Source organism: Actinokineospora cianjurensis, from assembly GCF_003663795.1.
GTDB classification, from domain to species: Bacteria; Actinomycetota; Actinomycetes; order Mycobacteriales; family Pseudonocardiaceae; genus Actinokineospora; species Actinokineospora terrae.
Window position 1 is genome coordinate 224,061 of the sequence record NZ_RCDD01000007.1, and the last position, 21,117, is coordinate 245,177.

The following is a 21,117-nucleotide window of genomic DNA, read 5'->3' on the forward strand; positions in this document are numbered from 1 at the left end:
GGACGGACTTGCATGGTCGGGTGCCGTCGACATCGTCGCGTTGGCGGTAGAACACCGTGCCGTCGGGCAGCAGGTGTCACAAGCCGCCCCCGGCGACCTGGTGGGGTTGGTGTCGACGCAAACCTCGGCGCCGGTCAGGTCGGGGTGATCGGCGATCTCCACGCGCTGGTCAACCACAGAGGGGCCTGCACAGGTGGCAGGCTAGCGGGTCGCGGAACTGGTGATGTTCGGTGACTGTGACCGACCTCGGTCTGACCGACACGAGCTGGCTACAGCGACTTTCATCCAGCACGACGCCCATCTCCCCGAGCTTGAACTGCGCACCGACAGGCCGGTGCGCGCCACGCCGCCGCTGCGGAGCGGATCGCCACGAACGGTGCCAGGAGCACCACGTGGTCGACCGTCGACCGGGACCGGCGGGCCATCGGCTATGTCAGGCTCTAGCGCACCGGAACCCGTGCGGGTGGTGCGCGATGTTGATCTCGCGTGGCGCGACATACCGCTCCCTGCGCTCCGCGACCTATGTCGATGGCGACAAGTACCACGACAACTGCCACTGCTGCGCGGAAATCATCTACAGCCGCGAGCAGTTCGCCACCTCGTTGTTGACCGCGTTGAACCGCCGTTACAAGGCCCTGTGGCCGAAGGTCACCAAGGGGCCTGAGCGGCAAGGTCGCGGTAAGCGCGTGGCGCCGCTACACCCGCCAGGAACAACGAGCCGCCGCCCGTGCCACGCGAGAGCAGGCCGCTTCCGCTCCCTCGTGACCGTCCAGGAGGCGATCCGTGCCCGAGTCCACCGAGACCCAGCCGCAGCACGGGAGGACCAGACACCCGGCGACCAGCCAGACAGACGGGACCACCCAGACCTCCGAGGGCAGCGAGGCTCCCGGCGGGGGTGCCCCGACCTCGACGGTGATTGGTGAGGATGGCCTGCCGGACTGGGCGCGCAAGGAGCTCACCAAGGTCCGCGGCGAGGCCGCCTAACTACCGCACCCAGCTCCGCGAGGCGCAGAAGTCCCTTGAGGCTGTGGCGACGCCAGAGGAGTACGGGGCCACCGCGGCCGAGCTGACCACCAAGCTCACCGAGCTGGAGACCGAGCTGCTCCGCACCAAGGTCGCCGCCAAACACGAACTCCCTGACGAAATGGCCGCACGCCTGCGCGGGACGAGGGTCGACGAACTGGAGGCCGACGCGAGGACCCTCGCCGCGCTCGTCCAGCCAGCCCCGCCCACCAACTTTCGGCGGCGGCCTCACCCCGGACGACGGCGACGACGGCGAGATGGACCGGCGCAAGGTCGCACGACGAACCCGCCGATAGCCTCAGTGAGGCAGACGTGGATATATCGCCTTTGCCCATTCCATGGCTATCGCACAAGAATCTTGCGCGACCTTCTCTCCTTCCAGTTTGAAATATACCGGAGCTTGAGTGAAGCCGAAGGATGTTGACCAACTGACGTCGCAGATCTCTTCGCCATTTTCGTATTGCCTGAACGTAAAGGCTTTGACGCCTTCGCTGACAGTATCCTCGGTCCCTAGGGGAAGGATCTTGTGTGGATCGTATCTAACCCGGTAGGATTGGGAACCCGACTCGTCGGGTTGCTTCCAGTCGCAACGATTCGGTGTCCCAAGCGAAAGTTTGTCTGTGGACTTGCCGGGAAGTGCAATCTTGAAGTGATCGGCAAGTTCGCCATCAACCGCTACACATGCGCTTGGCAATGAGGCGATCTCGCTTCTGTTGTCATCCACCTCGCCAGCGGTTTGCGTGTAGAGCCAATATAGCCCGCCGCCGCCGATCAGCGCGACAACTGCGAGCCAAGGAAATCCTTGACTCTCCGAAGAATGGGCAACTGGGTTCAGATGACCCGGCGCTAGGCGCACGGTTGCATCCCGAGTTTCTTCTGGCGCAATCGCGACCGCGCGGGGCCTTGTGTCAATCAACTGAGTGAATGCCACAAGCAAGGCCGAACAAACTCCCAGTGTGGTCCAGAAGATTGAGTCTTGGCCAAGAATCTGCCCAATGTAGGCCACGCCGACGGCGGCGAGGATGACGCACTCGGTCGCACTCCTGGGGTTCAAACGTCGCCCTTCCTGTCCGACTCGATTGCGCGCGCTGCTGGCCGACCCGAGCGGTCCGAAGAGAAACCGCTGGCAGTGCAAGTTTCTGAGCCTTGCTCACAACTTTCTCCCACTTGGCTTTCCATCTTATGCCCGAAGGAGCAACAGAGTGTCTACGGCATAGCACCGCGTCGTCAAGCCCGAGAAGCTAGCCGCGACAGCGGTCGGGATGCTGGAGCAGGAGCTCGTCATCCCGAACCTGTTCCGCAAGGAAGGCGTCGACCAATTCAACGGCGCCGAGGACGACACCGTCACCGTCACGTCGAGGACGTCCTGCCCTTCCACGAGTACGCCTAGCGTAACAACCGCTCCAGCGGCATCGTCTTCGACGAGTACAAGGAGCGCAAGATCGCCGTTACCTTCTACTCTGCGGTCAAGCTCACCGACGAGCAGAACGACTTCGACATCGACCAGTGGGCCAAGCTCCTGCGCCCGCAGACCAAGGCCGTCGCCCGCGGCCTGGCGCGGCGCTGCCTGAGCACCCGGACCGGTGCCACCTAGAACGTGACGATCGGCAACGCGCTGGGCAACCTGCGGGGGGCGCGCTGATCGAGGCGCGTCGGGTGCTGAACAAGGTCCAGGTTCCGGATGGTCGGCGCTACATCCGTACGTCGGCGACAGCGAGGCCGAGAGCGTGCTGCACCTGGCGTCGCTGGGGCAGCACCACGGCTTCGAGTTCGTCGTCGACCGGGCCATCGCCGGGACGAGGTCCCACGACCAGGCAGGGCCTGGTGTGGGGGCACACCTTCCGCGCTCAAACCCGCGCCTGGCTGCGAAGGGTGGTCACTTCGCTGCGCGGGCGTGTCGCCAAAGCCACCCGCACCTCGGCATGGGTCAAGACGCGCACCAAGACCGTGGTCGACGTGGTGGTTGCCGGCGTGGTCAGCGATTTCACCCTCCCCGAAGCGCTGGTGCTGTCCCTAGCGGACCCAGCGGGGGTCTGCGCGTCGTCGGACTGTCGTTGCCGCTGCCGTGCGCGGTCCGCAACGACCTCGGCACGCTCCTGGCCTCACCGTGGCCCGCCCGCGCGTTGCCGTCGACGGTCAGCAGCCTGCCCGGTCGCGGCGGCCGGACCGTCGGCGCTCTTGCCGGTGCGGGTCAGGGACGCGCGAAGATGACCCCTGGGATCTGGTGTCCGGTGCCAACGTCGGTGAGGGGCGGCAACGTGTCGGGTCTGTAGGTTCCCTCGGCGAACCACAGTTCCGGACCGTGGGCCCAGGCGACGGCGTACCTGTCGATCGCGGGCAGTGCGTCGAGATCCAGTGGCTCAGTGCGTGGCGGCCATACCCGGGCCGACTGGCCAGCGGGTTCGAGTGGGTGGGTGACGGGCCAGCCGGGGTGGTAGAGCAGGGTGATCTCCCACGTGAGGAATCCCTGGCTACGGACCAGAAAGTGGGTGTTCTGGCCGTCGGCGACGACGGTGGGCAGCGACATCAGCGGTTGGTGCTGGCGTGCGACGGCGTCGGCATCGACTCGGGAGAGCCAGGCTGACAGGCCGTCGGGCGGGGGGCCGTCGTTGGTGAGCCAGGCGTAGAGGTCGTTTTGGGGGAGCCGGTCGGCGTCCCATCGTTCGGCAGGGATGGTGCCGGAGGAGTTCACCGCGGCCGGGTGGCTGAGTAGGAGAGTGGTCTTCACCAGCCACAGCCCGAGCCGTCCTGTGTCGTCGGTGTCGAGCACAGGGTCGTCGTGCTGGCCCACCAAACGTTCAACCACGCCGCGGCAGGCCGCCTCGAACCGTGTGTTGAGACGGCCGTTGCAGGCAGCGCAACACGGCAGCTTGACCCGGTTGAAGGAGCTGCCCTGCCACACCACGTCCGGGATCTCACCCGGCCCCTTGCGTTCCACCGAGTACGGGCCGTCGTTTGGCGGGAAGAGCTTCCTCAGCAGCCAGGACGGCCACACGTGCTCCCCGGTGGGCGTCGACTCGCGCTGATGGCACAGCACGCACGACGCCCCCGAGAATCGCCTCGGGCTCAACGGCTCATCCTCGGTCCGGTGTGACGTGAGCTGCGATGAACGCGGCGACGGCCGGGGAGTCGAGTCCGGTGAAGCCGTTGAACTTCCAGCCCTCATGGGAAGCCAAGCTCGCGATCTCCCTTATCGCGTCAGCGAGGAGTTGGTCGTCGCCGACGAACAGGATGTTGCGGACAGCAGGGTCGGACACGATGGTCTCGAAGGCGGGTGCGCTGCGGGCGGAGTAGTAGCGGGCGAAGTTGGTGTAGAAGTTCGCGGAGTCGATCGTGCCGCGCGCGCCGATCACGACCAAGGCGCCGTAAACGTCGAACTGGCAGAGGCTGTTGAGGATCGCGGGCTGCTCGGCGGGTCGGTCCGGGTGCAGGGCGGGATTGGCGCGGATAATGTTGTGGGCGCGGGCGAGCAGCCCGGCCGTGGCCTCGTTGTCGAAGATGCTTGCCCGGGCGGCCGTGGTAACGGCGTGGCGTAGCCAGCTTCCGTAGTGGTTGAACGGCTCCGCGTCGGGGCGGCGGTCAGCCAGCAACCTCACTGTGGTCCAGGCGCTCCTGCGGACGGCGAGGGCGCCTAGGGCATAGACCTGGGTGATGATGTCGAGCCAGAGCCAGACCACTGCGGCACCGTCGCGAGGGCTACTTTCGTTATCGAAGCCGAGTTCGTAGGCGCTGAGCAGCGTGGTGACGGAGCGGTCGACCCAGCGAGTGCGGTCGTGATCGATCGCCAGGGCCGCGATGGTGCTGATCCGGTCGAGCAGACGCCGCAGCTCGTCGGGATCGGTGTCGAGGAGTCCGGCGACGTCGTTGCCTGCTCGGGAGAGCAGACGGCCCAGCGCGACATCGTCGTCGCGGCGCAGCAGTTCGGTGACCAGGTCCTCGAAGGTGGCGGCGTCGATGTCCCAGGACAAGGAAGCGGCGGGCAGGTTCGTCAGGTTCCGCAGCGTCGCGCCGGTGGTGGCTTGCGCGGCGAGGTCGGAGGCCAGTTCTCGACGCCACGCGTCTTTGCGCTGGGTGATGGCTTGAGTGAGGAGGCGGTCGACGTCGGTGTCGTTCCAACGCTCGCTGCTGGTGCCGTGTCGAACGAACACGTCGCCCGCGCGGAACACTGTCTTGTCGCGGCCTTTGGTGTCGGTGTATTCGCCGGTGGTGTGGATGACGCACCACCCGTTAGGGGCGGGGGCGACGTACACCAACGCGACGGTGTGGCCGTCGATCTCATGGCAGGCGGCGTGGATCTCCGGTGAGGTAAGGAACTTTCCCAGCTTCGGGCGCAGCGTGGCCTCGTCGAAATGCGCGGCGAGGCCGGGCGTCAGGCCGGCGACCACGTCGCCCCTGTCGTCGGCACCGACGACGATGTAGCCCCCTGTCGGGTTGGACCGCATGGCGGCGACGTCCTTGGCGAACTCGATCAATTCGCCGCGCTCGCCGAGATCGAGCGGCTGCTTGTAGTCCAAGGCCGCCTGCTCGCACTGCTCGGCGAGCACCGCGCGCAACTTCTCCTCGGTGACGATGGGCTCGACCACCACAGCCATACCCCGGTCCTCCAACCGCACCTCTGCGAAGCTCGGCCCGTGGCCACGCGGATCACGGATCAGCTTAGCGGAACCATGATTGGGCACGGAGCACGTTTGGGCCTGTGGGGCGCCAGCACCGGTCAAGTTAGCCATCACTTCCAGGGTTGGGTGGCGTGGGTCAGGTTGTGGGTGGGGAGTTCGATGGGCAGGGCGACTCGCCGCGGCGGCGGACGGCGGTGAGTTGGGCAGCAGTAGCGCGCAGGCGGTGGTGATCGCCGGTCTCGTTGTTCTTCGCGACTACCTCGGTGGTGTCGGAGAGCCGGACGGCGTGCGCCCGCTCGGTCCGGGGGACCACGTTCCGTCAGCCCTGGGCACCGGTGACCAGGTCGTAGGCGGTCACCGTGTCACCCGGCCCGTCCTGGTCCTGGGTGATCAGCACGAGCTTCGCCGCGACCGTGGCGTTGCTGAACTCGTCGCGCGCGGTGGCCCACTTCGCGACCCCGGTGCGCGGGTCGGGCACCGACCAGGTCCGGCCGCTGCCCTCCTGCACGAGGGTGCCCTCTTGGACCGTCACCACCTCGGGGGTTCGCCACAGCTCGGCGCCGGTTTTCCGCTCCAGCATGACGGTCTCGGAGTCGTAGGAGATCAGCACGACGTCGTCGAAGAGCCGGACCTGCTTGGTGGTGGTCCCGGGGCTGCGCCAGAGTTGACGGCCGTCGGCGGGGTCCAGGACGACATCGGGGACGGGTGCGCCCTCGATCAGGACCAACCCGCCCTTGACCCGGATGTCCCGACCGGGGCCGACCTCCGCCGCCCACATCGGTTCGCCCGTGGCGGCGTTGTCCTCGCGTAGTTCCCGCGGCGGGTGACAGGTGTGGGTGCAGGTGATCGTTGATGTTCGCAGACCGCTGCGACAGCATGTTGGAAGTGAGAAGGTGTTGCCCGGGTCAGCGTTGGTGCCCATCGGCCCTTGGTCCGCGGGCTCGCATCATGTGCGGTTGACCTGCAGCTTCGGCCACCATGCTCGAACTGGCGCGCGGTCGCCCTAGACGCCGAGAGCGCTGACGGAGTCCGTGATCGAGGTCGCGACTGACGCCCGCAGCGCGATCAGCTCGCTTGCGAGGAGCTTGGTCCGTTGAGGTGATGTTCGGGTTGGCGAACTCACGGCGCGGGGCTGGAGATCCTCTTAGGTGTGGTGCAGCGCCGAGGTGATATCGCGGAGGCGGGCCGTGAGGATGGGTTGGTGTGTGGTGGAGACAGTGGTGTGGGTGGTGGTGCCGCAGGTCCTTGCGCTGTTGGGGCTGTTGGCGCGGCTGGGGTACCGGGCGGCGCGGGACCGTGGTCGTCAGCAGACGGTGCGAGAGTTCGTAAGTGGGCTTGGCAGCGGTGGTGAGGTGGAGATCGACGATGTGCGTGCGGACGGCAGCCGGTTGCGGGTACGGCTGGTCGCCAGCCCACGGGGACGTGGCCGGTGAACGGGCCTAGACAAAGCCGCATTCCCCGTGCCGCGGCCCGAGGTGATGAGCCTGGTAAGGACTGGGACGATGAGTTCGAGACGTTCTACCGGACGTGGACGAAGCCTTTGGTGGCATTTCTCGTCGTGCAGGGCGCCGATGCCGCGTTGGCCGCTGATCTCGTTCAACAGGCCATGATCACACTCTATCGGCGGTGGCCAGAGGTCGTCTCACCCCGCCCGTGGATGTTTCGCACCGTCTCCCGCGATTTGGTGCGGGCGATGAGCTCCGTTCGAGAAAGCCCTACCGACGAACAGGGGATCTCTCCCTTGCTGCGTCCTGGGCAGTCCGGCATCGAGCACTGGGAGCGGCGGGATGACCTCATGATGCAGATCCGACGCCTGGCACCACGCCAGCGTCAGGTGATGGCGTGGACCATGTTCGAGTACACCCCCACTGAGATCGCCTCGGAACTGAACCTCACACCCCAAGCGGTGCGGTCGATCCTCTACCAAGCGCGTAACGCTCTCATCAAGGCTGAGGCTGGTCAGGGGGAGGCAGCGGATGAATGAGCGCATCGACAACCACGACGAGACGTTGGATCAACGCCTCGCTGCGGATCTGGCCACCCTGTGCGCGGACCTGGACCGCATGCTGGACCTTGACGGTGGACTCGCCGATGCGCACCTGCCTCGCCGTGTCCGCGCTTGTCTCAGCGATCTGGACCCAGTGCTCGATCTCGACGCGGGTTTGGCGGCCATTCTCACAGCGTCACGGTCGACCAACCCCGTCCAGATCTTGCGACCCGGGAAGCACAAATCGCGACATGCGTCGTCACGTGTGTGGGCCGAGGTAGGCGTACTCGTGGCTGGGATCATTGCCATAGCAATGTCGCTCAACCTCGCGGTGGACAACATTGCCAGTTCGCAGGCCGGTGCCGCGAGGTCAGCCGCTTCGACGCGGGCACCCACTACCGCAACATCTGCGCCAGCGGCCACACCGGGCGCAACAGTGACGACCACACCGCACACGGCGGCAACGGTCACTCCAGATATGACAATCACGACGGTTCCGAACACCGTGACCTTCGGCGAACCCGTGACTATTAGTATTGGCGGGAACTCGGACCATGTTGCCGACCTTGAAATGGCGAAGACGGGAATGCCGGACTCCGACTCGTTGAAATCTAGCTGGGATATCTACTTTCCCTATCAAGGGAAGGATTATCAGAACTTCGAGGTTCGAGAATATGCCGTGCCGTGGAATGGCGAGCCCACCTATCAGCAGTGCTTGGACGTCGTAAGAGTCAAGCCTGATACCGGCGTCATCACCAAGGTTCCTGTTGGACCTCCAGGTTCTTGGTACTGCATCCGCACGCGAGAAGGCGCCACAGTGCGCCTTCAAGTGGCGGGAACCGTCGGAGACCATAAAGCAGTAAGGATCGCTTACTCGCTGTCGTGACCGTATGACGGAACGTCGCTGGAAGTTGGTGGCGTGGCCGCAAACGCACACGGGATCTTGCCCGAATCCCCGCGTGGTCCACGTGGGCCATTGCCCTGGTAAGCCATTCATCCCAGTACTACGAAGCCAGCTCGACAGGCGAGGCGCAGACGGCGAGACAACCCTCTCGTATCTGGGAGCTGTCCACGCTCTGGTTGACCGCCGTATTCGTTGTGTTCTTCTTCATTGTCGTCATGGCCGCAAGCTACGCGGCGCGCGTCGCGTTGAGCGCCCTCGACCGGTGATCGCCGCCGTGCTGGCTTGCGGGTGTTGAGGTTGATCTGGAGCGGCGGACTTTGCCCGACCTGTCGCGGCCGCCATCCAGTTGCACACTGCTGGCCTGATGCGAGTCGGGCCCCGCGAGTGCGGGACCCGACTGGATACCGCGCGACGGCGACCGGATCCGCACCTCACGGGCTGGTCAGCCTCGCGTGTGGGCTGTTGGTCGACGTTCTTGGTCGCGCGGGCGAACGGGGCGGCCTTGGCCAGGTCGATGGCGAGCTGGAGCGTGACGTAGACCAGACGCGCGGCCCGCTCAGGGTACTTGTGTCGGGTGTGCAGGAGTTCGGCGGCGAGTTCGGCGAGCCGGTCGCGGTTGTCGATGAAGCGGGCGGCGATGACCTTGCCCGCCCACACCTCTGCCCACGCGAGGGCGGCGTCGACGGGCTCGCCGGTGGCACGGTCGACGGGGTGGCAGGTGGCGCCGGACCTATGGGGGCGTGGTGCCCAGCCGCTTAGTGCACGGGCTTGGTCGGTCCAGTCGAGCAGCGCGGTCCAGAGGTGGTCGTGGGGGTACAGGTTGTCGTAGTGCTGGATGCGGGCAAGCACACCCCGGTGCTGGTCGAGGTCGTTCCAGTCGACCACCAACAGGCCGTGGTCGAACACGGCGAGCGCGGCTGCCCGCCGCGCCGACTCCACTTCGGAGACGGGCGCGGGCCACCAGAGTGGCTTCTACTCGACGGCACCCGACGTCGCGCCCCTGGTGGTGTGGTCGAAGGGCTCGGCGGTGTGGGCGTGGTCCTCGGCGCCGGATCCGGCGCCGAGGTGGGGGAGTGGTTGGGCGGGGTTGTGGCCGGCCATGGTGGTGAGTATGCGGAGCACGGCGGCGCAGTCGTCGGCCGCGCGGTGCCCGCCGCCGAGTGGTTGCCAGCGGTAGTCGCGCCAGTAGTGGTGCCAGTCGCCGTACCAGGCGGCGTAGGCGTCCATGGCGCACTCGGGCCGCCAGCCCGCCATCCACACCGCGACGGCCGGGTGTTGGACCCATTCCTCGGTCGGCGCGGTGTCGGCGTCGACGGCGCGGTGGTGATGACTCAGCTCGTTGCGCAGCACGCGGGTGTCGTAGGCGGCGTTGTAGATGATCACGCGCCGCCCCGCCAACACCTCGGTCAGCGTGGGCAGCACTGCCGCGAAACGTGGCGCGCCGGCGACCATGGCGTCGGTGATGCTGTGCACGCGGGTCGCGTCGGCGGGGATCGGCACGCCGGGGTTGACCAGCGTGTCGAGTAACAGCGCGCCGGTGCGGTCGCGTACCGCGATCTCGACGACCCGGATGTCGCCGTCGAGGCCGGTGGTCTCGGTGTCGAGCGCGACCATGGTGGGGTCGGCCAGCATCGCCGCGGCCCATGCCCCGGCGGCGGCCTGGTCCTCGGCGAGCATCCGCTCGTGCTCGGCGACGGCCGTGGCCCGCTGCCGGTGTAGTCGGTCGCGGTGTTCTTGCTGGGCGATCGGCTCACAGTCTGGGCACCACGGTCCACCGGACGTCGGGACCCGCACGACCGCGCAGCGCGCGCACGGGGTGGTGGTGGCGACGTGCCGGGCCTTGTCGAGCGCGTCGCGCTGGCGTGCGGTGCGCGGCTTGATCGGGCGGGCCTGGGTGCTGTCGTAGAGCGCGCACACCTTGTGGAAGGGGAGCGTGGAGACCCGCGCCACAGGCGTCAACCCCGTGGGGGAGAGGCGGCGCGCACGCAGTGCGGTCGTGGTGAGCAGGTGCTCGGGCGCACGCCCGTCGCGGTAGACGGGCAGCCCGTCCTCGTAGCGCAGCACGGGATCGGTTCGCTTTGACACCGGCGGGGTCCCTCCTGGTCTGGGTGATCGTCCACCGATGGTCCCGATTAGCCCCGACAACGACGCGCCCTCGCTGCAGGTCGGCCTGTGAGGTTCACCCTTGGCTGCTCGCCGAAGCCGCCGGCCATCACTGGCGCCACGTCCAGCCACACGGCCCAGTGGCGGCAGTCTGTAGCGTCGTGGGGGTGAACAGGACCATGCCGGTCGACCAGGCCGTCGGCGAGGTTGTTGAAGCTCTGCTGCGCGCCTATCGGAATTACGATGTGCAGGGAGTTCGAGCCGCATTGTCTGCATCGGTGCTGGCCAGGGCCAACGCGAAGGCTCGGGGGCTCGGCAACCTCCACCTCACGTATGCGTTTGCCCGGCTCCTTCTCCAGGAGTGTCCGGCCGCCGCGCTAGATCAGCACGGCGTTCCGCGTATAGACCTGTTGGTCGGTGATGGGATTGAGCTGCCTGGCGATCTTGACGCGCGTCTGGCTCTCGAAGAGGAGCTAGGCGGGTCCATGTCCAGGGCCGACGCCAAGGCGTCCTTGGTGCGCCTGCCTGACGCGATCCCGCTCACTCAGATGTTCATACAACGGTGGGTACTTTGTCCACAAGCCATTCCCGCCTTCGTCAACGCTCAGTTGGCACACTCGCCAGCTATCGTCGATGACGTTTGGGGCGTGCTGTTCCAAGCGTGTGCCAACATCCGATCGACAATGTAGCCCGGCCGACATCGGCCAGTCTTCCTGGCTGAGGGGCGCATGTCGTTACCGGCAGAATCACATCATGAGTGAGTCGGCGACGCCCGAAATGATCGACCACCTGCGGCGTTGCAGCAGTTGGAGGCATGGGAGCGTGTTGCGTTGGAGTCGGTTTCGCGACCGCGATGGTGCTGATCGGGGTTCGTCAGTGGGCGGCCCGCGACCCACATGTGCCAGCCCGGCAGTGCAGAGCCCTGCTTGGCATCGTGGATCAGCTTCGCCCGCTGTTCGAGGGAGCGCCTGGTGAGGACGTCATCAAGCGGGGTGGCCTCGAGGAGATCGACTGATCGAGTTTCGCGGTTGCCCAGAGTCGTTGGCGTCGCCGGACACCCGGTGACGTGGCGGACGAGATGATCACCGGCCGCTTGAGGTCGGTCGATGGTGGCCGAGGTCATGGGTCGAACCAGCCCGACGCGGCAGATGTCCCGCTGGTGGCCACTGCCGTCCCCGCAGCCACGATCCGCTTGCTGCTCAGGTAGTGCAGCACTACGACGACAAGACCGCCCGGCTTATTCGACGAAGGGCGTGCAGCAGACAGCTTGGTAGTTCCAGGGTGAGGTCTCCCGTCCTCGATACCGTTCCCGCGCGGTCGTTGTGTAGACAGCCCTTCTGATCCGCCCACGAGGCGCAGCGCCGAGATCGCTGACGCCCGGCGGGCGAAGGGGCATGCCCGGCCAGTCGATAGCCGGCAGTCGGCACGATGGTGCGGGTCGACCGTACCTGTCGTACAAGGGGTCGGGTGCTCGTGGCGTCCGCGCAGGCTCGGGTCAGAGCGGGCGGAACGTGATCAGTCGCGCACGCTCACATCCGTCTAGGTACTGGGAACTGTGTTCTAGGTACTGTCCTTGACCTGTCTAAGTACATCGCGGTTGCGTCCCAGTGGTCTGACGTGAACTCCTCAGTGCTTTACCCGGATGGTGGCCGAGTGATCGTTTTGCCATCCTGTTTCCCGAGTCTTGTCTGCCTCGACATGCATTGGTCGGAGGCGGCAGCAGTGACCAGGGGGATGGATGATCGACACGTCAGGCCCGCGAATCTTTGGAGACGACTACTGGGCCGATCCGCAAGGGGTGAGCGCCCAGGTTCAGGAGCAGGGGGCGGTCCATCAGACCTTGTTGCCTGCCGGTGTCCGCGCCTGGGTGATCACCCGGTATCAGGAGGGGCGCGAGGCGCTGGCGGACGTACGCTTGTCCAAGGCGGCCGATCGAGTCCTGCCGGTGTTCGTCGGACTTCTCGTCGCGGCGGGCCACGATCCCGCCGCCGCAGGGGTTCTCATCGGTCCGCACTTGCTCAACTCCGACTCGCCGAAACATCGCCGTCTTCGTCGCCTGGTCACCTCGGCACTGACCCGGCGCCGCATGGAGGCGATGAGTTCTCAGGTGGACAAGGTGGCCATCGAGTTGATCGACCACTTGGGGGCGATGTCCGGCGCGGTCGACGTGGTGGAGGGTCTCGCGTTCCCCCTACCGTTGAGGGTCATCTGCGACCTGCTGGGCATTCCCGTGCAGGACCAGTCCCAGCTACGCAAGTGGACCACGGCCCTCATGGAGGAGATCCCCGAGGAGGTCGTGCCCGCCTCGGCGCAGATGGCCGCGTACGTGACGGCGCTGATCGAGGACAAGCGGACCAGACCGGGCGATGACCTGATCTCCGCCCTGATCACCGCGGGCGCGCACGATGACCGGCTCACTGCCGACGAACTACTCAGCACGGTGGCGCTGTTGATCGTTGCCGGGCATGAGACGACCGCCAATGCCATCAGCAACGGCATCGCCGCTCTGTTGGCTGTGCCACAGCGTTGGCAGGCATTGGCCGCGAACCCAGGTTCGGCTCCGGCGGTGTGCGAGGAACTGCTCCGCCTCGAAGGTGGGGTCGCGTGTAGCACGTACCGGGTGACCACCGAGGACGTCGTCTACGGCGGAACCACCATCCCCGCGGGCGAGTTGGTTCTGGTCTCGCTCATGGCCGCGAACCGTGACCCAGCAGCGTTCGACGACCCCACAAAGTATCGGGTCGGCCGTGCCGAGCAGCAGCACCTGGCCTTCGGACACGGCATCCACTACTGCGTAGGCGCGGCCTTGGCGCGCATCGAGATGGCCGCTCCGTTGCGACTGTTGAGCAGCCGCCACCCCAACGCCTGCTTGGCCGCGTCTGCCGAACCACTCATCTACGGACGTAGCCCCATCACCGTTGGCCGCCGAACGCTGCCGGTCACCCTGCACGGCTGACCCTTGATGCGTCTCGTGTATCGGGGCGGTCGGTCGTCTGTGGTGATCTCACGCCTACCTCAGCTCGGATTGGCCAGATTCCTCCACGCCTCTAGCAGGGCCGTCCGGTCGTTGACCTGCAACTTCTTTCTGGCGTTGGCCAGATGGGTCTCGACGGTACGCACCGACACGCCCATGACTTCGGCGATCTTCCTGTCTTTCATGTTATTTGCAAGCAGTTCCACGGCCTGTTGCTCACGGTTCGTCAAGCCACCCGGGTGTTCCAGCGGCTCGCCTGTCGACAGACTCGCGAGAAGCGACAAGCCCGACTCCACGGCCTTGTCGAGGGAGAGCTTCTGTCCGCCTTCGGTGTGCTGACGCAGCACGTCCGGTCCCAGGTGGGCCAGGCACACCGCCATGGCGGCGTTCTCCATACGAAGCCAGGGATGCAGCCCGCCGATGTCGGTCCCGATGCCGCGCCGCATGGTGCGCGCCGCGCCGAGAAGCTGCGCGGCAGTGCCCGACTCACGGGAACTTGCCGCGATCACCCCGGCCAGCCACACCGACCACGCCGCCCCCCACGAGTCGCCCATCCGTTGTTGCATGGTCAATGCGCGCCGCAGGGCGGCGATGGACCTGTTGGACTGCCCATGACCGTGCTCGGTAACCGCGACCGCGAACAAGGCCCACGAGATCGCCCATTCCGCTCCGGTCTTCTCGGTGACGGCAAGATAGTCGTGGGCACGTGTGATGGCTGTGGCATGATCGCCCCCGCCGAAAGCTGTGGCCATAGTAGCGAACAGTGCGGCCATCGACTGTTCACCACGGGTCGCGCTGCACGCCGCGATCTCTGCGGCCAGGTCCAAGGCTTCGACGGCATCGGTCTCTTGTGAACGCTCGCCAACCAGCCAGAGAGCAGATCCCTCGGCCAGTACCAGGGCATGGGGCGGCGGGCCGCCCACGGCCGTCTGCAACTCGCGAGCCTGCCCCAGCAGAGCCTGACCGGTGTCGCTCCTGCCCTGCAGGTAGCCCAGCCACGCGCCTAGCGCCACCGCAGAAACCTGGGTGGGGGTGGTGACGCCTGGGTGGAATCGGGCGTGGGCGTCGAGAGCCGCTCCGATCCGTGCTCGAGCCTCGCGCAACTGCCCGTCGAAGATGTCGACTCTGGTGTGCGCGAGGTTCACCACCATCTGCAACCCAGCGGCAACCGTGTCCGGTCCGCTGAGTAAGTACTCCACGGCGGCGTCGATGTTCGGGCTGTCCTGGCCGAGCTCTCGCATCCAGTCGAGTTCGCCTGGGCCATACCACTCGGTGGCGGCTTGTCGTGCGCGTTCAGCGAAATATTCTGCATGCGCTGCGCTGATCCGACTCTGACTGAGGTCCTCAAGCACCAAGCCGAGCCCGTAGCGGCGGACCGGCTCCTGCATCCGGACCCGCCGATGTCCTCGGCACATCTCTCGGACCAGGATCGACCGTTGCACTAACGTGGCCACTCCGGTCGCCACGTCGTCGCGGTCGAATCCCAGCCTCTCGCAGACGTGTTCGGCCATCTCTGGGTGGAAGTGGCCGCGGAACACCGCCAGAACCGCCCAGAGACGTCGTTCGTTCGTGTCGAGCAGGTTGTACGACACGTCCCTGATCGTGCGCTGCGACCTATGCCGTGATCTCCCCATAGGCTTCAGCATCGCCAGCGGGTCAGCCCCCAACTTCTCCACGATGCCGCGCAGAGTCAAGACATCCAAGCAGCCGGCGGCCAGCTCGATGTCGGCTGGCGATCCGTCAAGCAAGGCCGGCCCGCACAGCATCGCAGCGTCGGGATCGGCGGGGTCGATGTGCGCATCGCGTGCCGCGGCACGGTCGATGAGCAGCTGCACCGCGGCTGACACTGCCCCGTCGACAGTGGTGGCGTGGTTCGGCAGCGGCGGGACCACCAGCAAATGCTCGCCCGGGAGCTCCAGGTAGTCACGGCTCGTCGTCAGCACTCGCAGTCCTGGCGACGCACCAAAGAGAGTGGGCAGCACCTCCCGCACGGTCTCACTGACATGCTCGCAGTTGTCGATGATCAGCAGCATGTCCCGGCCCGCTAGCCTGTCGGCAAGTGCTGCGTGCGCCGCGACCTCGTCGTCGTTGTCCGGCACCCCCAACACCTGCAGCAGTCGTCGCACAACGGACAAACTGCGGTCGGCCACGCCGATCAGGCTGACCAGCGCCACATCGTCGGGAAAGTCGCCCCTATCGGCCAGCTGAGCGGCGAGACGGATCGCCAACCGCGTCTTGCCCACACCGCCCGGTCCCACCAACGTCACCATGCGGACTCCACCGGGACCTGGGCCTAACAGTTCAAGGCCGCGGGCCGTCTCGGCCTCGCGGCCCACGAAACTGTCCAGTTGCACTGGCAGGCGGACGCGACATGCCTTCCTCCCGTCGATCGCCGGACCGACGGTGTCCCTATCGAGCCCGTTCTCAAGTTCGCTGTCCATGCATCCCCCGCGTGCACACCAGTTTGGCGCCCTCGCGCCCAGTGGATCAGACCGCCAGACCGCCGTCCATGTCTCGCCGCCCCAGTCGACGTTCTGTGTCCACTTAGGACGAATCGCACTGAGCGAGTCGCACGCTTGAGTGGTGAAACGCAGACCACAGAGGGTGTAGCACCAGGGCGCGGTCGAGTATAGACAGACAGTGATGGGGCATGTCGATGTTTCGCGGATGTCACGCGGGTTTCGTGATCGGCCCTTGGTTGAAGGCGGCGCCCAAGCCGCGATCGACGATCTGGCTTCTCGGCAGGCTCGGCTCGCAATGCCCTCTCCGCTTGGCTTGACCAGCGCAAATCGGCCATCCAAGATCATCGTTGTTGGATGCCCTCGCTCTGGCATCAGGTGATCATTGCGTGCCCCGCGAGAATGATCACCCGATTGGCCTAGTGGAGTCCTTCACTATTGACCACCTGGGAACTGGTAGAGGACCTTGAGTCTCCCTGTCGCGTGACGCGTATCTCCAGACTTGGGGCAAGCCTTCCGGTCGACAGGCAGGCCAAGCGGGCACGTAACCTCGGCCGGCGAGACGTCAGGTGCGGCTGTGTTCAACTGGTCCAGATTGACTCGGCCCTGGCGAGCGCCGTTACTGCAACCTCCCGCGAGGCCAGAGGGGCATGCGCCTTACGTCGCCATCGCCCGGCGACAGCCAGGTCAGCACTACCGTCGCTCAACGGAGCGCACGTAACACGTCGACGGCACGTTGGTGATCTTCGAATCCTGTCCCGGTCGCTTGACAATTCGTACGGCTCGGCTCGGCACTTGAGTGTACGAAGCCACGAAGATTCGGAGACATAGCGGACCTATCGGACGCTGACGTTGTATTCGGACCGGCCGCTGCGGTTTGCCCGCCCACTGTGACGTCCTTGCCCACGCGCCACGGACGTCATCCCGAGATCGACCCGGCTACCTCGCCGCGACTCGGATGACGGCATCGCCGCGTGACCGCGACAGACAAGCGGCCCGGTTCCTGTCAGGTCAAGGGGGGATGCACCGGCTGCGTCGTGCTGTGTCCACCCCTTGACCTGACAGGAACCGGGCCGCTGACCACCCGCGCGTCCACGCAGCGCGCCTCCGGTGCCCACCTTCGGGCCGCTGCTTCGTTACCGGCCGCCCCGGAGCTCATCCATGGTCTTCGACCGCTCCCATGTCCTGCTGACCACCGCGATCGCGGCAACACACCTCGCGGCGCTGCGCGGCGATCGCCGCACACGTGCCACGCTCACCCGGCTCAACGCTGAGAATCAGCGCCTGCGCGAGGAGAACGAGCGCCTGCGCCGCGATCCGGTCACCGGAAGCCTGTTGCGACTGGCCTGGACTGATGCTGCCCAGCAGGCGCTGCGCACTCTGCGCGCACCAGCGCTGCTGCTGCTTGACATCAACAACCTCAAGCCCGTCAACGACCTCCTCGGCCACGCTGCCGGAGACGACCTGCTACGCGAGATCGTCCTGCGCCTGCAGACCCTGATCGGCCCACACGCGTTGATCGGCAGGCTCGGCGGAGACGAGTTCGCGGTGCTACTCGACCTGCCCAGAGGCAACTGGCGAGATTACCTGCAGACGGTGGTCAACGCCTGCGCGGTAGAGGTCGGCGGCTTGCGCTGCGGCGCCGCGTTCGGCGCCGCTCGCCCGATCGACGTGGCCACCCGCGGCACCGGTCGACACCACGACTCTGCTCCCGATGCCGCGCTACGTCACCACCTCGACCGTCTGCTGCACGCCGCAGACCTGGCGATGTACCGGGCGAAGCGACGCTGCCACGACCATGGCCTGGCCACCTTTCTGGCGTGTTACGGCCCGCAGGACGCCACCGTGCCCGGACGACTCACACCCGCGGTGGCGCGGGTCCGAGACCACGGTTCCCAGTCAGTCGTCCCCTTCCACTCAAGATCCACCGCACACGAAACCTGAGCACGGGCGCCAGTCCGTTGCGGCGTGTGTTTCGAGCCACGAAGATCGGTGGCCCAAAGGAGGTGCTGACGTTCTCGTCGGGCGACGCGCTCGAGTGGACGAACCCGAGCTGATCATGACCTCTGCCGAAGGCGCGAACCGGTGATCGGCGACGAGCTCTCCCAAGGTGGTCCCTACAGGAGCTGCCTCGTCGCTGGTTCCCGCCACCCCGAATCGGAATATCTGTACCCCGTACGGAGTCGTGTGTCCTACCATTCCTGTAGGTTGACACCGGGTATCTGCGCGCTTCAACCGCGTCTGCCGTACTTGCCCTGCACCTCGATTGGTACGTCGAAGTGGGCAGACAAGCGCCGCAGCAATTCCAGGACTCCGGTAGGCAGCGCGTCGGGCCGGCCCTGTACCCAGTCCGAGTCCAGAGCGAGCAGTAGCGGCTCGTCCGCTCTGCTCCACCGCCACAGCAGCCTGGTTCCCACCAGCGGGTGGACGGTGGCCTGAAGCACGTTCGTCGACCGACCGCGTCAGCCCGTGATCCCGACCGACCAGTGGCCTTCGCTGGCCTCGGTCAGCTCGACGCCGGAGACACCCAGGACCGCGGCCACCCAGTCGGCCACGTCCTCATCCGGCGCCGCGCCGTCGACGACCCCCGGCTGGGCGAAGGCATCCTCGGTGAAGAAGCCGACGCCAGCCTCTTCGGTACCGAGCACCCATCGCGCGGCCGCAGTGCCGGCCTCGGTTAGCTCCACCAGCCACGTGGTCGGCTCGACGGTGCCCCCGTTGGTGTGCGTCTGCGGAGTCATCATGATCGTTGTCCCACCTTGATTCAGTTCGAGGATGCCGGGCGGCTGCCCAGGGCGGACGGAGCGGGCGCACCTGCCACAGGTCGGCCCACGGTCTGGCCTCGCGCGTCGGCCGCGACCAGGAACTCGCCGCGACGGTATGGAGGAGAATAAGCCAGCAGGCCACCAACGGCTGAACGGCAAGGACAGCATCTTCTCGTTCACCACCGACATGATCACCGTCTGGGACTCGACCGGCGAGGGAGTTCGTCGAGCGGTTGGCCGAGCAGACCATGCAGGTTCGATTGAGTGCGACCACGTCGGCCAGTGGCGGACCGCCACTAACAGTTGGACCAGGTCTGTGCTGGACAGACAGGTGCCGACTACCTGGATCATCTCGTCATGGCACCGCAGACGACCACACCGTGACCGACCGCATGATCGGCTTCAGCACTTCGCAGGCGGGTAGGATCAAACGTCCCTCGGCGTCGCGCGGAATGCGGGCGTCAGTGACACCACCACCCGCACGGCTCAGCCGAACAGGGCTGTCGTCGTGCCGGCTTCACGCCTGAGAAGGCGACAGCACGCACTGAACAGGGCCAACGTGGTGTGATCCGATGCCCCTGCGGTGCAGCACGTGATCCACCGGATACCAGCAGCCCCAGGCAGCCCGGGCAAGGCCGATGCCGCTGCGCGGTCGGCTTCGCCGAGCCCGGCCCGGGCCAGCCTCCGCCAACTGGCCACTACCCGGTCCACGTACCGCACTGGCCGGAGGCTCGCCATGACCGTCACGTTCACCGCCGCGATGGGCGCGATCGTCGCTCACGTCATCACCTGCGTCTGCAACGACGCGATCGCCCAAGCGCCCCGGTTCGGCGACTACGCGGACGCGCGGGACGCTCTCCTCGCCATCCCCTTCGCGCTGGAGCACGACAGCGGTGAGCACCGGGCCCTGCTTGCGGGGTGCACCGAGCCCGAGCTCTGCCCGGACTACCCGCTGTCGGTGCGCGCCATCGAGGACCTGGAGCGCCCGGAGGTCAACGTCAGCAACCTCCACGCCGCACACCTGCTGCACGCCTTGGGCTACGGCGAGCTGGGCAGGCTCGGTGAGTTGTTCGGCGACGCCACGCCCGAAGAGTTCCGCGGCCGTGTCCTCACCGCCTTGGCGCTCGCGCCCGTCGACATGGGCGTGCCCTCCTACCAGGACGGCAACTGGAACGAGGGTGGTCGCCAGCCCACCTACTTCCAGGACCGACTGACCGAGCTGCTCGACCTGGCTGACTGGTGCGCCCAGCACGCCCGGTCAGTGCAGTGGCACTGACCCGAAGGCGTGTCGCCCGGCAGTTGGCGCGTCGCGCGCCGACCTCAGCAGGTCGCCGGGTGGTGGTCAAGGCCGAGCCGCTGCGCCGTCGGCTTCGCCGAGCCCTGACCACCACTCGGCAAAGCCTGCGCCGGCGTGTGCCCGTCCACGCCAACCGTCTGCCAGGAGCGACACGATGGGCCACACAACAGCCGACCAGCAGCCGACCACGAGAACCTGGGACTCGTTGACCTACGGCGAGGCGCACGCGATGCGGTACTTCCTGGACCACGATCACGACCTCGGGCATGAGGCACGTCGCATCGCTGGCGACGACCACGACTTGGCCTTGTGGCTGGTCGACGCGGGCAACGCGTTCGCCGACGGGACCAAGACGTTCCCGGACGACCTGAACCACTCGTGCTGGCGCGAGTGGCGCGCCGCCGGTCTGAGCCCCCAGGTCGCCGCCCAGGTCGCCCTGCACCTCAAGCCGATCGCCCGCATCGTCGACGAGCGCCTGATCTGCCCGGTGTGCGGCACCGCCGATCGGATCGCCGAGCGCGACGTGGCCGTGCGGCACAACCAGTTGTACGTCTCTGAGGGTTGCATCTACGCCGCGACAGAGAGCTGCGACTACGAGCATGACCGGTTCGTCTGCCAGCACTGCGGCATCGACGTCCGTCTCCCGAGCCGCGTGGAGGACTGGAGCTGAACCACCCGTGCCTGGTTGATGGCCGGCCGGCACGTTGACCGGGAACGGCCTGAACTCCTTGCCCTGTCAGCACTTTCGGCCACCGCGATCCTGACCCTTCACCGGATGGCCGGTGGGACGGATACAATGGCGGCGACGACTGCGGCTTTTCCGACCGGGTTCCCGTACGCGCCCCGGTGCGAGAACAGCACCGGACCACACAGCTCCGCGAGGCTCATGGCCGCGACTAGTGGGTCTTTGTCCCGGCCCTTGAGACGGCGAAGGATACCCGCTCGATAGATGAATCGACCACAGTCGTCGGCGGCGTACCCACCAGAGC

General features: G+C 66.6%; 17 protein-coding genes and 1 pseudogene. 9 read left to right on the forward strand and 9 right to left on the reverse strand.

What is annotated here, in order from left to right:
* Window positions 1–392: 392 nt before the first annotated feature.
* Both CLV68_RS36085 and CLV68_RS29500 read left to right on the forward strand, forming a co-directional pair.
* Window positions 393–620 (forward strand): annotated as a pseudogene (locus CLV68_RS36085) (VG15 protein); the annotation flags it as partial.
* A gap of 163 nt (window positions 621–783) precedes the next feature.
* Window positions 784–984, forward strand: coding sequence for a hypothetical protein (locus CLV68_RS29500; RefSeq protein ID WP_121394278.1), 201 nt, complete (start codon window positions 784–786; stop codon window positions 982–984).
* A 337-nt stretch (window positions 985–1,321) separates the two neighbouring features.
* On the opposite strand, the gene CLV68_RS33550 is transcribed toward CLV68_RS29500, so the two are convergent.
* From CLV68_RS33550 to CLV68_RS29520, 5 genes are all read right to left on the reverse strand, one after another.
* The gene (locus CLV68_RS33550; protein WP_147460211.1) at window positions 1,322–2,029 is read right to left on the reverse strand and encodes a hypothetical protein; all 708 of its coding nucleotides are present in this window, start codon (window positions 2,027–2,029) and stop codon (window positions 1,322–1,324) included.
* Between the two features lie 1,185 nt (window positions 2,030–3,214).
* Window positions 3,215–4,093, reverse strand: a complete 879-nt coding sequence (locus CLV68_RS29510; protein WP_147460212.1) for a hypothetical protein — start codon at window positions 4,091–4,093, stop codon at window positions 3,215–3,217.
* Between the two features lie 4 nt (window positions 4,094–4,097).
* Window positions 4,098–5,567, reverse strand: coding sequence for an AlbA family DNA-binding domain-containing protein (locus tag CLV68_RS29515; protein WP_342772825.1), 1,470 nt, complete (start codon window positions 5,565–5,567; stop codon window positions 4,098–4,100).
* 208 nt (window positions 5,568–5,775) lie between these two features.
* Window positions 5,776–5,952, reverse strand: a complete 177-nt coding sequence (locus tag CLV68_RS34340; protein WP_170224659.1) for a hypothetical protein — start codon at window positions 5,950–5,952, stop codon at window positions 5,776–5,778.
* A gap of 6 nt (window positions 5,953–5,958) precedes the next feature.
* Window positions 5,959–6,561: an outer membrane protein assembly factor BamB family protein gene (locus CLV68_RS29520; protein ID WP_121394282.1), complete on the reverse strand. Its 603-nt coding sequence runs from the start codon at window positions 6,559–6,561 to the stop codon at window positions 5,959–5,961.
* 621 nt (window positions 6,562–7,182) lie between these two features.
* On the opposite strand from CLV68_RS29520, the gene CLV68_RS29530 reads away from it, so the two are divergent.
* Both CLV68_RS29530 and CLV68_RS33555 read left to right on the forward strand, forming a co-directional pair.
* The gene (locus CLV68_RS29530) at window positions 7,183–7,623 is read left to right on the forward strand and encodes an RNA polymerase sigma factor (protein ID WP_121394284.1); all 441 of its coding nucleotides are present in this window, start codon (window positions 7,183–7,185) and stop codon (window positions 7,621–7,623) included.
* A complete protein-coding gene (locus CLV68_RS33555) occupies window positions 7,616–8,512 on the forward strand; it encodes a hypothetical protein (protein WP_147460214.1) in 897 nt (298 codons plus the stop codon). The genes CLV68_RS29530 and CLV68_RS33555 overlap by 8 nt, the downstream gene beginning before the upstream one ends.
* A 231-nt stretch (window positions 8,513–8,743) precedes the next feature.
* Here CLV68_RS33555 and CLV68_RS29535 read toward each other — a convergent pair whose 3' ends face one another.
* On the reverse strand, window positions 8,744–9,469 hold the full coding sequence (locus tag CLV68_RS29535; protein ID WP_121394285.1) for a hypothetical protein: 726 nt from the start codon (window positions 9,467–9,469) through the stop codon (window positions 8,744–8,746).
* Between the two features lie 33 nt (window positions 9,470–9,502).
* On the reverse strand, window positions 9,503–10,615 hold the full coding sequence (locus tag CLV68_RS29540; RefSeq protein WP_170224661.1) for a 3'-5' exonuclease: 1,113 nt from the start codon (window positions 10,613–10,615) through the stop codon (window positions 9,503–9,505).
* 185 nt (window positions 10,616–10,800) lie between these two features.
* Between CLV68_RS29540 and CLV68_RS34345 the strand changes: the two genes are divergently transcribed.
* Window positions 10,801–11,322: a hypothetical protein gene (locus tag CLV68_RS34345; protein ID WP_170224662.1), complete on the forward strand. Its 522-nt coding sequence runs from the start codon at window positions 10,801–10,803 to the stop codon at window positions 11,320–11,322.
* 1,049 nt (window positions 11,323–12,371) lie between these two features.
* Window positions 12,372–13,589 (forward strand): cytochrome P450 family protein, encoded by a 1,218-nt coding sequence (locus CLV68_RS29550; protein ID WP_121394288.1) that lies wholly within the window; start codon window positions 12,372–12,374, stop codon window positions 13,587–13,589.
* A 59-nt stretch (window positions 13,590–13,648) separates the two neighbouring features.
* Here the strand turns inward: CLV68_RS29550 and CLV68_RS29555 are convergent, their stop codons facing one another.
* The gene (locus CLV68_RS29555) at window positions 13,649–15,877 is read right to left on the reverse strand and encodes an ATP-binding protein (protein WP_170224663.1); all 2,229 of its coding nucleotides are present in this window, start codon (window positions 15,875–15,877) and stop codon (window positions 13,649–13,651) included.
* A gap of 1,350 nt (window positions 15,878–17,227) precedes the next feature.
* On the opposite strand from CLV68_RS29555, the gene CLV68_RS29560 reads away from it, so the two are divergent.
* The gene (locus CLV68_RS29560; protein ID WP_121394290.1) at window positions 17,228–18,010 is read left to right on the forward strand and encodes a GGDEF domain-containing protein; all 783 of its coding nucleotides are present in this window, start codon (window positions 17,228–17,230) and stop codon (window positions 18,008–18,010) included.
* 518 nt (window positions 18,011–18,528) lie between these two features.
* On the opposite strand, the gene CLV68_RS29570 is transcribed toward CLV68_RS29560, so the two are convergent.
* Window positions 18,529–18,810 carry a hypothetical protein gene (locus CLV68_RS29570; RefSeq protein ID WP_121394292.1) on the reverse strand — a complete coding sequence of 94 codons (282 nt, stop codon included), beginning with the start codon at window positions 18,808–18,810 and terminating at the stop codon, window positions 18,529–18,531.
* A 757-nt stretch (window positions 18,811–19,567) separates the two neighbouring features.
* Between CLV68_RS29570 and CLV68_RS29575 the strand changes: the two genes are divergently transcribed.
* Window positions 19,568–20,107 carry a hypothetical protein gene (locus tag CLV68_RS29575; protein WP_121394293.1) on the forward strand — a complete coding sequence of 180 codons (540 nt, stop codon included), beginning with the start codon at window positions 19,568–19,570 and terminating at the stop codon, window positions 20,105–20,107.
* 175 nt (window positions 20,108–20,282) lie between these two features.
* On the forward strand, window positions 20,283–20,798 hold the full coding sequence (locus tag CLV68_RS29580; protein ID WP_121394294.1) for a hypothetical protein: 516 nt from the start codon (window positions 20,283–20,285) through the stop codon (window positions 20,796–20,798).
* The last annotated feature ends 319 nt before the right edge of the window (window positions 20,799–21,117 follow it).